A 14,327-nucleotide genomic window follows, 5' to 3' on the forward strand; every position below is an offset into this window, starting at 1 on the left:
TGTTTATGTACGAAGTCATAGTAAGCGCGATTATTTTCTCAACAAGAATCTTTGGTACATATGATAAAATACGTATGGATGGGGTTATATAGTTTTTTTCAGTAGATTAAGAGATGTTATTAAAATTAAAGTGGTTATCAAGTCAAAGAGGAGCACTCACGAGAGTGTTTTTCTTTTTCAAAAAAATGATGCGGGCTAAGAAAAAGGTTATGTAATACATATATACTTCTTATCCATATGCTTTTCTAGGGACCTTTAGCTCCGTTGGTAAGAGCAGACGGCTCATAACCGTCCGGTCGTAGGTTCAAATCCTACAAGGTCCATCACTATTTGTATACCTTTCGTATTAGAACATGCATGGGTATGGACCATCCTAGTCCAGAAACAGTTACATGGATCATGATAAGATTGAAAATGAATACATGTAACAAACAGAAAAAGGTGCTCCTAGGGGCACCTTTTTCTGTTTATAGAATTTTAATATATATTACTTCTCAATATATATAGAACGTATAATCGTACGTGTGTATGGATGCCCCGCTTTATTTTTCCCTTTCACATCAATGGTAAAATTGTATACACCTGATTGCTCTATATGCTGTAACGTGGTAGATAGCGTATGTGCATCTACTTGCTGAACGCCATCAGATTGTGAAATCAGTGTACCTGTCTGATCCACAATTCGAACCGTCATAGAGACATCCTCCACTTCAACTGGGTTTTTATCAGCAGATTGGATTTGTAATTTTGCTTGATTTGCTTTCAGCTTATCCGGTATTTTCAAATGGAAAGGTGCTTCTTGTTGATATTGTACCATCGCTAAATAAGCATCTTTCCCTTCCGTATTCATACGTATCTTCCAGTCTCCCACTTCCATACTTTTTATTTGAAATGTATGAATAAAGGCCCCTTTAAAAAAGGTATCATCACCCATTGTTACTACCGCATCCTGTTTGGTATAAACCTTCCCTGATGGCGAAATAAGTTGTATCTCTACTTGTTTACTCGCAGTCAAAACCGATACAGTTCCTGATGTCGATGTATCCACAGAAAACACAGCGCGATTTTCTTGATGTGGGATCAGTTCTCCGCCTAAAACCGTTTGGTTTTCTGTCGGTCCTAACTCTATATAGGGCTCATTCTTAGAAGGCGCGGCAGACGGTGACCATGCTGGCCCCATTTTTTTCGTTCGTAAGTAAGGTTCTATGCGAGAAAAGACGGCACTTCCCGTTCGAATTGAATCATGATCTAATGTAACATCAGAAAAAAGGTGGGCACCGTACGGCAAAGTGGTACTCCATTCACTGACAAGGCCATCGTTATTTCCATATGGTGACAAATACAATCCTCCCATAGATAAAGCAGAAAAAGTAGGCCCCCAACTGGTTCCTGCTATCGTGTAATATTGATTGGATTTTGTGGCAGGATTCGTATCAATAATCGAGCGAAATCGTGCCATTTCCCCAGTTTGTAACGCATACGTTCCGTCATCTTGTTGCCCTAGTAAAGAGGCAAGCCATCCCGCCCACCAACTATAGGATAAATCTGCTAGATGTGTCCCATAATGAGGGGATCCAAGTGTGATGACCTTATCAACAAAACGATGCGCCCCATATTGTACAAGAGCCGCTTGTGTATCAATGCCCCCTTTGCTATGCGCGATGATGTTGACTTTTTTTCCAAAATGTTGCGAAATGGTTTCTAATTTTTCAGCTAATAGTTTCCCATTTGTCCAAGGACTTACGGAACCTGTCCCAGCTGCATCATACAGTTGTACAAAAGCAGTTTGATAGCCAGCATCGTAAGCAAGGTCATACATCGTATTTTTTCCATGATAGTAAGTATCTCCATACCAATCATTTGCCTTTCCGTTTTTTCCTTGCACAAATACAATCGGTGATTTAGTAGGATCTACCTGTGCAGGTGTTGCCCCCACAAACCAATCCCCTGGACGGAATGTTTCTTTTGGTGGAAATACCTTTCCGTAATTTGGATATGTTTCTGCAGATACAGAAGGTGCGTTATAAAAAATGAAAAATAAGAACAGCAAAAGAAAGGATTGTAGTAGTCTTTTACAATGTTTCAAATGAATACCCCCTCATGTTTTTTATCTTTATATATACTTTCAAATGAAGATTACATCTTCTCATCTCCTCTTGTACATATAATTCTTGATGATATTCGGTCTTCAAAAGAGAAAAACCTTTTATTCTAGCCGTTTCGCGATATTTCTCAAAATACTTCCCTTATATCCGATACATAATGGGGGACCTGGCAGAATTGTCTAGGATCATAGAAAAAGGAGGGGAGAGAAGATGAAAAGGGGAATCCGAATATTGGTTGCCTTCTCATTTAGTTTTGCCCGGACTGGCTATCATTTTTTTAGCTTTTATCACATGGAAGCATAAAAAGCCATCCGAATCTGTAAATCTTATTATAGAAAACTTGCAAGAAAACAGATTACCATCCTATACGCCATTCCAAATTACTATCTTTAACATTGGTTACGCAGGATTAGATGCAAAACAAGATTTCTTCATGGACGGAGGAACAGGTTCAAGTTCTCGTAGTAAAGAACAAACCAAACAGAATTTACAACACATGTCGTCCTTTTTAAAGGACGATCATGCAGGTTTTGTCTTGTTACAAGAAGTCGATATGAAAGCATTCCGTTCTTTTGATCAAAATGAATATCAATTTTTTCAACAGGAGTTATCCTCTCACGCTTCTACATTTGGTTATAATTATAGGAATCCATGGGTTCTGGTTCCCTTTTTGCGTCCCATAGGATATGTGGAATCAGGACTCGCTACGTTTTCGACCTACTTCATACAACAAGCAACTCGGTTTCAATTACCTGGGAGAGATCCTTGGCCAAAGCAACTCTTTGATTTAGATCGTGCGATGGTAGAACATATTATCCCGGTTGAAAATGGGAAGAACTTACGAATCGTAAATCTACATGTATTGGCATATGATGCAGGTGGGAATATCCGCAAACAACAACTGCAATACGTAAAACAGTATATGAATACACAGTATCAGAAGGGGGGATGTGATTCTAGGTGGCGACTGGAATCAGCTACTGTCAGATATTCAGTTACAAGACCCCGCATTTCTAGCCGCCTGGCCCAAATGGTTAGTGCGTTTGTTCCAAGATTTCACAGAAGGAGGATTTCAATGAGCTGTAGATTCTTCTGTGTATACAGTACGCGATAATCGTACGGCATACATAAAAGGAAAAAGTTTTGTGACCATTATTGATGGATTTTTAGTCTCAACTAATGTGGAAATCCTTCAAGTCAGGGGACACAATTTACAGTTTACACATAGTGATCATAATCCTGTGAGTGCTGTTTTTCAATTACAGTAGAGCGGAAGACATACGTTCGAATAAACTTTTGGGAGACGTGAATAAATATGACACAGACATATACAATTGTTGTTATCGGAGCTGGTACAGCTGGGATTTCCTTGGCTACTCATTTACTCCGTCATGCCCCTGTATTAAAAGAACAGGTTGCCATCATAGACCCTGCTCAAACACATTATTTCCAGCCACTATGGGCCTTTGCGGGAGCTGGGATTGTCAAAAAAGAAGCAACGATGAAAAAGCAATCCGACCTCATTCCAGAAGGCGTACATTGGATACAAAGGAACGTTGCGGAAATAATCCCTGTAGAAAACAGGTTGCTGCTAGAGGATGGAACTGTTATTGCCTATGAAATGTTAATTGTAGCTGCGGGTATTCGAATACATTGGAATCACATTAAAAGATTGAAAAAATCGATTGGGAAAAATGGGGGTTGTAGTAATTATTCGTATGACTATACGGATGCAACTTGGAGAGAAATCCAACAATTTAAAGGAGGAAACGCCATCTTTACGCATCCGAATATCTCTATCAAGTGTGGCGGTGCACCCCAAAAAATTATGTATTTAGCTGAAGAATATTTTTGTCAACAAGATGTCCGGGAAAAAAGTAAGATTATGTTTCAAACAGCAAATCCACATATTTTTCATGTACCTCGCTATGCGTCCTCTTTAGAAAAGGTGATTCAGAGGAAACAAATTATAACGAACTTTCATCAGAATTTAGTAGAAATTAACACTGAAAAAAAAGAATCGATTTTTGAAGATCTACAAACAGGTAACAGAGAAAGCATACCGTATCATCTCTTACATGTTGTCCCGCCTATGGGACCACCTGATATGATCAAGAATAGTTTACTAGGAGACGAAGAGGGATGGGTAGATGTAAACCCTTATACACTGCAGCATGTACAGTACCCCAACATATTTGGAATCGGAGATTGCACCAATTTACCAACTTCTAAAACCGGAGCGGCTATTCGAATGCAAATTCCTGTTGTAAGAGCAAATCTATTGGCATTTTTACAGGATCAGGAGGTGTAGGCGACATATAATGGCTATACACCTTGTCCCATTGTCACGGGGTATAAAAGTTTGATTTTAGCAGAATTTGATTATCATCAGGAAGAACAAGAAACATTTCCGTTTGATCAATCAAAAGAAAGATATAGTATGTTTTTATTAAAGAGATATGCACTTCCTTTTCTGTATTGGAGATATATGCTGAAAGGCATTGTATAAGAAATAAAGCATAGTCAAAAGGAATAATTGTTAAAAAATTTTGAAATATAAGGGGCGGATGTATGTTATTCGAATGCTTTTATCATGACAAATTGGCTCATGCGTCTTATATTGTGGGGTGTCAGAATCACGGAGTGGCCATTGTTATCATCCAGGACGCCACATTGAACAATATATGGAATTTGCTAGAAAGCGCGGATTAAGCATCATTGCGGTAACGGAAACACATTTTCATGCTGATTTTGTATCTGGTGCGAAAGAGCTCGCGTTATCTTGTAACTCAACGTTTTATGCATCAGCTGAAGGGGGAATCACGTGGAAATATCAGTATCTCGATCAAGTGCCATACCATCTTGTCAGAGGTGGTAGTGCATTTCATATTGGTACGATTCAATTTCAAGTTATTCACACGCCAGGACATACGCCTGAAAGTATTTCATTTCTAGTCATAGATACAAAACAGCATAATGAAACCAATGACAAACCGATAGGGATTTTTACAGGAGATTTTCTATTTGTTGGTGATGTAGGTAGACCAGATTTATTAGAAACGGCTGTTGGTATTCCACATCATGCGAAGAGTAGTGCCAAAGCTTATTTCATTCGATCCAAAAAATCAAAACGATGCCGGTATACCTACAAATTTGGCCCTCCCATCGTGCTGATAGAGCATGCGGAAAATCATTAGGCGCCATTCCCTCTTCTACAATGGGCTATGAGAAACTTTTTAATTGGGCCTTTCAAACAGAGGAACAAAATTATTTTGTGATGCATGTATTAAGTGGACAGCCGGAACCACCACCTTATTTTTCTAAAATGAAACGAGTCAATCAAGATGGTCCACCGATTCGTACACAGGTTCTCATAAAAGAAATACATTCTTTCCCTGCATGGCAACAATTAGCACATACAGACCAACAAATCATTGATACAAGAGAACCAACGTTTTTTGCATCTGGTCACGTAAAGGGGTCCCTGAATATTCCTTATAACCAGTCTTTTACAACCTGGTGTGGTTGGCTCCTAGAGGATAGTCAGGACCTTATCATCGTTATCGATCCTCTGTCTGCAAATATAAACGAGGTACGGAGATATTTGGAATAAATTGGATTAGATCGTACGATAGCCTATATGCCTTCAAACACACTGGAAGATATAGGGTCATTAGAGACGTGTCAACAACCCGCCACTTAACACCCTTACGGGTCGTTTGAAGTGGGGGCTTGCGTCTGTCGGAGTTCGACAGTGCTTCTACCCTCATAGAGAGCAACTACGCTTATTCCTACCCAGTAGTACGAACGAGCAATGCTCTCCTACCTTAGTATGGTGGAGCATAAGGACGGTTGACTTCGCCCCTACCACAAGAGCTATACTCCTGTGGTAACTACACTGGTATGCTTAATTCCCTTACGGTGTAGATTCATCGCACCAATACGGTCATCATTTGATTGGTATTGGCAATTTTTACACTTAAAAGTGTGTAACTTTTTATTACGATTCGCTTTTTCAATGTTTCCGCACTTAGGGCAAGTTTGGGAAGTATATTTGGGGTCTACCACAATTACCTTTTGTCCATTCAATTCAGCTTTATACTCAAGCATTTGACGGAACTGATAGAAAGCCCAAGATACAGAAACATAGCGGTTTTTCACTCGTACTTTCTCTGTCGCAGAACGAACCCCTGTTAAGTCTTCTAAAACAAACATAGTACCTCTAGGGTATGCCTCAACGAGTGCCTTTGTAATTTGATGGTTTACATCAGTTACATAACGGTTTTCTCTTGAGCCAATTTGTTTTATTTTCTTACGAGAAGATGGTGTTTGTCGTGTTTGTAATTGCTTACGAGTAGCTTTAAATTTACCACGCTTATGTTTAACAATATTTCCGTTGTAGAAGGTTGTTTTGCCCTGACTATCATAAGTGGTTGCAAGGAAGTTGATTCCTAAATCAACACCAACGATGTTGTTTACATCTGCGAAATCTAATGTTTGGTACTCTTTTGTCATCGGGATATGTAAGAACCACTTTTTGTACTTATGCACTAATTTAGCAGTACCAAATTTCCAAGTGCTGTTGAAGTATTTCTTCATAGCCTTACGCTCATAATTTAGTTTTAGGCGACCTTCAAGCGTGTTTACACTAAATTGGTTTTTGGTTAGTGAATAATCTCGATTCCAGACTAAATCATATTCTGCAAGTTTAAAGTCAATCAAAGACCAATTCATGTCCATTTGATTTAGCCGACTTGTAACAAGCACTTACAGTTTTCATTACAGATTGAGCCATTTGACTTTTTAACCTAAAGTGATTTCGCAAATCAGAATAATATAAGTTATTGAGATTTACTTGATTAAGGTTCTTTGTTTCAAATATGTGTTTTGATAACCAATTACAAACCTTGCGGTAAGCGTTCGTTGTTATCTTTAGACTTTCAGCTTGATTATCGGAAACATGGATTTGTATTTTTGCAGTAATTGTAGGCATTATTTTCACCGCCTTTCACTAATTAAATTGTAACAGATTTTTAGTGAAAGCAAACAACTTAAGTAGAGAAAGTAGGAGGCAAGGTGGAAGCTTCAAATACTTGATATGGTACAGAATCTTAGGGTTTTTAACGTACCATACCGTATCTGCCGGCAATTCCTCCCCCACTTATCGTTGCCGATTTTAGATGAAGAAAGAACCGTTCAAGAATTGTTTCCTCTTATACAATCGGGAACCCATCCCGTTATTGATGTTCGAAATCAATCGGAATGGAACGAGGGACATCTTCCGCATGCCAAACATATTACGCTAGAACACCTGACAAAGCATGTACAAGACATTCCAAAAGATCGTCCGATTATTGTACAGTGTCGTTCTGGTATACGTTCCGCTATTGCAGCAAGTATATTACAGAAACATGGTGTAAAGGATGTAATAAATGTACAAGGTGGATATTTAGCATGGCTAAAGGTGTAAATAAAGAGATAGAAAGGTACAATCATCATGCGCAAGGATGTAGGATGAAAAGAATAGTGAAAAGGGATAGACATCTATAAAAAACCGTTATATTTTGTAATGAAACAAATATAACGGTTTTTTATGTATCATTTGAATTTGTAAATTACTCTATACGATAGCTCGATACATCAAGTGCTTATTTTATTACGAATTTTCTGTGCAGTATTTTTTATCTTTCCCTTCCTTCTGTTTGATTTGCTTGGAATTCCATTTTTAAAGCTATACTATCTCCTTGGAACATATTTTGATCTTTTCCATTATCTTCAAATATAAACTTCATCCAAAACCAATCCATTTTCCCAGGTTGTAACCCTCGTGATTCTGTCCATTTGGATGCAAATACTTTCTTTGAAACAACTTCTGGTCCTTGTTCTTTTAGTTCTGCAAGGGTTGTTTCATAAACAGGGCTCTTTGCTGGGTCCCAATCCCAAAGGAATTGTACTTTTATATGCTTACCAAAATCATCTGCCTGATTATTTTTCAGATCATCGTTTACCGTATAATCTATTTTCATCACAACATCTTGAATAGCTAACGTACCACTATTTTTCAAGTTGAATTTTTTTAATATTTTATCCCCTGGTTTCAACTGAATTAAATCCAACGAAGTAGTAGGTTGCATAGCTAAATCTAATGTACCCGCAGTAAATGTGTTATTCGTTACCACGTGATCACTAAAATAGGCATATGTTCCCCCACCGATGAAAGATAAACCAAGAGCGGCAGAAATCACTCCTACCCCTAATTTCTTTTTGAATGACATATTTTGTTCCTCCTATTCTATTTCTAATCTATGTAAGAACCCCTTGATATAGATATAGCATGAATAGAGAGAAGTTTATATGAAAATCAAAACATGACATATTGAGAAATTTTCATGGTCATCTAGATTTCCGAAATACCTCACTATACAAAGTTACGTGTACCCCTAATATCTTGCTACTTTTCATTCTTACTCTCCAATATAAAATGCTTACTCACACAATTTTCTTATAAATAAATACTAAAACATGGCATATATCCTTTATGAAAGCTATTTTTATAAATGTAAGGGGTGAAAGAATGAGGTTTCAGAAGAGGTTTCGATGGATTTTATTTGGTGTATTTCTAGTATTACTGCTAATAGGAATGATGTACGCTTCAATATTACGAAAAGATAATCCAAAACCGATGAAGAACGCACTACCCGTGCAAACACCAGAAACTTCGATTAAACATGCTGTTTTACAGGTACTATCGCAACAAAAAAAGACACTAGGGGAAGAACCACAGCTTACAGAGACACAAGTGCAGGTGAATGTGAAGCGATTATCCAACGATGAGCACTGGGCATTTGGATCTGTAGTGATATTGGCTCCAAATGTAACAGGAGCATTTCCAGAAGGAAAACTTTTCATTGCGAAACACTCTACTACAAATTGGCAAGTCGCTTTAGAAGGGATGGATTTGTTCAGCGAACTCTCACAACAAATTCCCGATGCAATGATGAGCGCGCAAGAAAAAAAAGCATTTTCTTTACTTCGGAATGCGCAGGCCCTCTCACAGAATAGGCTTGAGCTTCGGTTACCTTACGAACAAGGACAATCTTGGGTGATGTCTGGCGGTCCTCATGGATGGTCAGGATCAGATAGACCCTATAGTTCTCTTGATTTATATGGTGGAGACCAACGCGTGTTAGCTGCAGGAGATGGCATAGCTTACACCATGTGCGCAAATAACAGAGGGTGGATCCGTATCTATCATGAAAATGGATATGCCACGGATTACTATCATTTGTGGAATAATATGATACCAAATGGTCAGCCAGTCCAAGAAGGAACCTTTTTAGGTTATACGGGGACGGATGTATCGTGTGGTGGATATGCAAGTGGGCGCCATGTGCATTTTTCCCTCTTGCAGGGCAATACGCGTATACCTTTACAAGGAAAAGAACTAGGTGGCTGGGTATTCTTTGAAACCTCCCCTTATAATGGCTATGCGATGCATGGGAGTACAGTGAGATATACAGGCTATACTTTGTATAATTACGGAAAACTGCTTGCGAATCAAGGGATTGTAGATGCGAATGGAGGGCGTACAGTAAACCTTCGTACAGGCCCCGGTACGAACTATCCGGTTGTAGGTTCTCTTCATGATGGAGAGGTTGTAACGGTTTCTTGTACCGCAAATGGGGCGACATTTACTGGTCGTAAGGGGAGTACAAATAGATGGAATCAACTAACAAATGGGTATTGGATGAGTGACGCCTATCTGTATACAGGTACCAATGATGCGATAGCTTCTTCTTGTAACAAGTAGCGCATCATATATGTATGTAAAATGAAAAATTGATAGGGTCCCTTACATGGAACAACCTCCAATTTGGACGATCCCAATCATTATTTTCATTAAGATAGAACCCAGAATCTCTTCTTATACAACAAACAGAAGGTACTTTGGTATACGCCTCTGTTTGTTGTATGTATAAAGATCCTAAATACATTCCATAACTAGCATACAAGTTTATAAAAAATAAAGTTCTATTTTCTATTACTTATGTTGTCAACAACCCGCCACTTAACACCCTTACGGGTCGTTTGAAGTGGGGGCTTGCGTCTGTCGGAGTTCGACAGTGCTTCTACCCTCATAGAGAGCAACTACGCTTATTCCTACCCAGTAGTACGAACGAGCAATGCTCTCCTACCTTAGTATGGTGGAGCATAAGGACGGTTGACTTCGCCCCTACCACAAGAGCTATACTCCTGTGGTAACTACACTGGTATGCTTAATTCCCTTACGGTGTAGATTCATCGCACCAATACGGTCATCATTTGATTGGTATTGGCAATTTTTACACTTAAAAGTGTGTAACTTTTTATTACGATTCGCTTTTTCAATGTTTCCGCACTTAGGGCAAGTTTGGGAAGTATATTTGGGGTCTACCACAATTACCTTTTGTCCATTCAATTCAGCTTTATACTCAAGCATTTGACGGAACTGATAGAAAGCCCAAGATACAGAAACATAGCGGTTTTTCACTCGTACTTTCTCTGTCGCAGAACGAACCCCTGTTAAGTCTTCTAAAACAAACATAGTACCTCTAGGGTATGCCTCAACGAGTGCCTTTGTAATTTGATGGTTTACATCAGTTACATAACGGTTTTCTCTTGAGCCAATTTGTTTTATTTTCTTACGAGAAGATGGTGTTTGTCGTGTTTGTAATTGCTTACGAGTAGCTTTAAATTTACCACGCTTATGTTTAACAATATTTCCGTTGTAGAAGGTTGTTTTGCCCTGACTATCATAAGTGGTTGCAAGGAAGTTGATTCCTAAATCAACACCAACGATGTTGTTTACATCTGCGAAATCTAATGTTTGGTACTCTTTTGTCATCGGGATATGTAAGAACCACTTTTTGTACTTATGCACTAATTTAGCAGTACCAAATTTCCAAGTGCTGTTGAAGTATTTCTTCATAGCCTTACGCTCATAATTTAGTTTTAGGCGACCTTCAAGCGTGTTTACACTAAATTGGTTTTTGGTTAGTGAATAATCTCGATTCCAGACTAAATCATATTCTGCAAGTTTAAAGTCAATCAAAGACCAATTCATGTCCATTTGATTTAGCCGACTTGTAACAAGCACTTACAGTTTTCATTACAGATTGAGCCATTTGACTTTTTAACCTAAAGTGATTTCGCAAATCAGAATAATATAAGTTATTGAGATTTACTTGATTAAGGTTCTTTGTTTCAAATATGTGTTTTGATAACCAATTACAAACCTTGCGGTAAGCGTTCGTTGTTATCTTTAGACTTTCAGCTTGATTATCGGAAACATGGATTTGTATTTTTGCAGTAATTGTAGGCATTATTTTCACCGCCTTTCACTAATTAAATTGTAACAGATTTTTAGTGAAAGCAAACAACTTAAGTAGAGAAAGTAGGAGGCAAGGTGGAAGCTTCAAATACTTGATATGGTACAGAATCTTAGGGTTTTTAACGTACCATACCGTATCTGCCGGCAATTCCTCCCCCACTTATCGTTGGGCTATCGCCCTTCACACGATTGAAGTAGGGGGTATCCTTGCCGATTTTAGATGAATACATACTCGTACACCATCTGTTACTGCTGAATATGAAAAGGAAGAATTGTATCTATGTTTTATCAATAGCTTAAGCCCTATTTATAATTCAGTGAGGCTTATATTTTGCATTGTTATATTCCGAAGTTCTATACTTTTATATATTTTCCCGCTTTTTTATACAGAAAATTTCTAGTATTTTATAAGTAAGCTGTTATGTAACTTATTTTGTAAGAGTAGGAAACAAAATAAGTTTTTTAGAGAGACTTTCTATAGAAGGTCTCTTTTTTTCTTTCTCATTTATGCTTCAAGAAGGAAAATACAGGAGTATAGTTAAATACTTATAGTGGTGTCATACACCATTTTTTTAAATCATCGAAGACAAACCGAATATATCATTTAAATGAAGAGGGAGCGGTCCAATGGAATTAGAACAAGTTGTGCGCAAATATGAAACAGATTTATTACGTTTACCTTATGTTGTAGGAGTAGGAATGGGATTTGTACAAGAAAAAGAAGTGATTCAAGTATTTGTTTCGAAAAAAGTACCACGTTCTCAATTAAAAGCAGCGGAACAAATACCTACACAATTAGAAACATACCCAACGAACATTATAGAAGTGGGGACCATTACAAATCATTACACGGGATAAGGAGGAGAGTGTTATGGGGAAACATTCAAATATAAAGGTGTTGACTGTTCAGGAACAACAAGACATTCAAAAAGTGCAGCAAGATGTAGAGGATGCTTTCTTACAGTTTCGGAATGTAACAGGTATTGGAGCTGGTATTCAACAGGTAAACGGGGTTATGACAGGCACACCCTCTTTACTTGTATTTGTAGACCAAAAACTACCTATTGAAACATTAGAAACGAATCAAGTCATTCCAAAAGAAATAAACGGAATCAAAACCGACGTCATCCAAACAGGATATCTATTTGCTGGGAATCAGCAAACATTACAAGTTGATACACAAACACTTTCCACTCGAGTTCGTCCAGCCAAAGGGGGATATAGCGTTGCTCATCGAAATGTGACGGCTGGTACGATTGCGACTTGCGTATATGATATATTACCGAATGGTTCTACCAATCCGCCAGCACATGGATATGGTATCCCAAATCGATACTATATATTAAGTAACAATCATGTATTAGCGAATAGTAATAACGCGAACATAGGCGATCCCATTTTACAACCTGGTCCAATTGATGGAGGAAGCGATCCAACAGATCGGATTGCAATCTTATCAAGGTTTATCCCAATTACTTTTTCTTCACAAGTACCACTTGAAAATCAAAACAATCTTGTTGATGCCGCGATTGCAGAAGCACCATTTCATCAGATAGATCGTTCGATTCATTGGATTGGTTCTGTGCAAGGCTGGCGACGAAAACAAAATGTTACCGTCGGTACGCGCATCATGAAAACGGGACGGACCACAAATCATACACATGGAGTCATCACTGCGGTAAACGCGACCGTAGATGTGAATTACGGAAGTGGTAAAGTTGCACGGTTTCGAGATCAAATTGTCACAACCAACCTTTCTTCAGGCGGAGACTCTGGCTCTTTAATCACGACAAATGATGGCGTTGCCATTGGCTTGTTATTTGCTGGTTCAGCCTCAGTTACAATCGCAAACCAGATCGAACATGTACGATCTTTACTTAGCATCGAAGTGGCAGAAAATATATTATAACATTTTCTCCCCTTGCGATACCTATTAAACATCTCAGCAATGGTTACGCTGTTGGAGCTGTTCGCGGAAATGGAACGTAATTTCATTCTTGAGCGGACGATGGCCGGTAAGCTCAGAGCGAGAGAACATAGAGTAAAGTTTGGACGTAAAGGAAAAAACAAGGATTTAGTAGATCATGTCATTGATCTTTGAAAAACAAGAAAAAGACGACTGTAATAAAATCAACATTATATCGTGAGATTGAAAAACGTGGGCTAATGAAAGAATCTTAACTTCGCTGTATCTATTCTTACGAATAGAATCACTAAAATGTCTCTGAATCAATGTAGAACAGACTGGTTCAGAAACATTTCCTTTTATGGGATAAACCCTTAATGTACCTTTTGGAGGGGATGGGTAAGAAACCCGATGATTAGATTGCAACATATGGCGAATACATACTGCCTATCAAGGGGATTTCCTTGATGGTGAAATGTTGATGTACCAACCATAGAGGACCTCTATCACGGTTTTTATGTTTTAATCAAACGTTTGATTCGGCACCCTTTGTACGAGACCCATACGGATTCGCTACAATTCGTCAATGTTTTATATGTTTTTTGAGAAAGGAATCCTCGTATGTATAAATCTAATCTCGTGGCTTTCTTACTATTCATAATCTCTTTTTCTTGTTATGTTATCTATATAACTGAAAACCCACTCTACTTACATCCAGTTGTGTTATTATCTATTATGTTGATTACAATTGTAGGTGTCATTCTGTTTAGTGGTTTTCATGATTCAACTTATTTGAAATATATCCTCTTTATGGGATTACTTCTGTATCTTATTCTTATATGTAGTACCGTGCTAAACGTGATATAAGTGTGTGTACAACAAGATAGTAACAAGTATATTTTATTTTAATTCCTTTCTATTAGCTCCCACAAGATAGATAAAAAAT

At 38.1% G+C, this 14,327-nt stretch carries 7 protein-coding genes, 1 tRNA gene and 5 pseudogenes; 9 read left to right on the forward strand and 4 right to left on the reverse strand.

What is annotated here, in order from left to right; translation table 11 throughout:
* Positions 1-249: 249 nt before the first annotated feature.
* Positions 250-323 (forward strand) — tRNA-Ile (locus PSR14_RS30005).
* Between the two features lie 164 nt (positions 324-487).
* Here the strand turns inward: PSR14_RS30005 and PSR14_RS30010 are convergent.
* A complete protein-coding gene (locus tag PSR14_RS30010; RefSeq protein ID WP_392355890.1) occupies positions 488-2,050 on the reverse strand; it encodes a triacylglycerol lipase in 1,563 nt (520 codons plus the stop codon).
* Between the two features lie 290 nt (positions 2,051-2,340).
* Here PSR14_RS30010 and PSR14_RS30015 point away from each other — a divergent pair.
* From PSR14_RS30015 to PSR14_RS30030, 4 genes and pseudogenes are all read left to right on the forward strand, one after another.
* Positions 2,341-3,373 (forward strand): annotated as a pseudogene (locus PSR14_RS30015) (endonuclease/exonuclease/phosphatase family protein).
* Positions 3,374-3,414: 41 nt separating this feature from the next.
* Positions 3,415-4,614 (forward strand): annotated as a pseudogene (locus tag PSR14_RS30020) (FAD-dependent oxidoreductase).
* A 62-nt stretch (positions 4,615-4,676) separates the two neighbouring features.
* Positions 4,677-5,427: pseudogene (locus PSR14_RS30025) on the forward strand (MBL fold metallo-hydrolase); the annotation flags it as partial.
* Positions 5,428-5,430: 3 nt separating this feature from the next.
* On the forward strand, positions 5,431-5,718 hold the full coding sequence (locus PSR14_RS30030) for a rhodanese-like domain-containing protein (protein WP_406644253.1): 288 nt from the start codon (positions 5,431-5,433) through the stop codon (positions 5,716-5,718).
* Positions 5,719-5,981: 263 nt separating this feature from the next.
* On the opposite strand, the pseudogene PSR14_RS30035 reads toward PSR14_RS30030, so the two are convergent.
* Positions 5,982-7,098, reverse strand: a pseudogene (locus PSR14_RS30035) (RNA-guided endonuclease InsQ/TnpB family protein).
* A 105-nt stretch (positions 7,099-7,203) separates the two neighbouring features.
* Here PSR14_RS30035 and PSR14_RS30040 point away from each other — a divergent pair.
* On the forward strand, positions 7,204-7,575 hold the full coding sequence (locus PSR14_RS30040) for a rhodanese-like domain-containing protein (protein WP_098487820.1): 372 nt from the start codon (positions 7,204-7,206) through the stop codon (positions 7,573-7,575).
* 211 nt (positions 7,576-7,786) lie between these two features.
* On the opposite strand, the gene PSR14_RS30045 is transcribed toward PSR14_RS30040, so the two are convergent.
* Complete coding sequence (locus PSR14_RS30045) at positions 7,787-8,380, reverse strand: TasA family protein (protein WP_098487819.1); 594 nt, start codon at positions 8,378-8,380, stop codon at positions 7,787-7,789.
* Between the two features lie 299 nt (positions 8,381-8,679).
* Here PSR14_RS30045 and PSR14_RS30050 point away from each other — a divergent pair, with 299 nt between their 5' ends.
* Positions 8,680-9,915: a peptidoglycan DD-metalloendopeptidase family protein gene (locus PSR14_RS30050; protein WP_257147414.1), complete on the forward strand. Its 1,236-nt coding sequence runs from the start codon at positions 8,680-8,682 to the stop codon at positions 9,913-9,915.
* Between the two features lie 435 nt (positions 9,916-10,350).
* On the opposite strand, the pseudogene PSR14_RS30055 reads toward PSR14_RS30050, so the two are convergent.
* Positions 10,351-11,467: pseudogene (locus tag PSR14_RS30055) on the reverse strand (RNA-guided endonuclease InsQ/TnpB family protein).
* Positions 11,468-12,102: 635 nt separating this feature from the next.
* On the opposite strand from PSR14_RS30055, the gene PSR14_RS30060 reads away from it, so the two are divergent.
* Both PSR14_RS30060 and PSR14_RS30065 read left to right on the forward strand, forming a co-directional pair.
* Complete coding sequence (locus tag PSR14_RS30060; RefSeq protein WP_065486461.1) at positions 12,103-12,333, forward strand: hypothetical protein; 231 nt, start codon at positions 12,103-12,105, stop codon at positions 12,331-12,333.
* 13 nt (positions 12,334-12,346) lie between these two features.
* A complete protein-coding gene (locus PSR14_RS30065; protein WP_270792791.1) occupies positions 12,347-13,384 on the forward strand; it encodes a hypothetical protein in 1,038 nt (345 codons plus the stop codon).
* Positions 13,385-14,327: the final 943 nt, after the last annotated feature.

The organism is Bacillus sp. A01H (assembly GCF_045277205.1).
Classification (GTDB): Bacteria; Bacillota; Bacilli; order Bacillales; family Bacillaceae_G; genus Bacillus_A; species Bacillus_A paranthracis.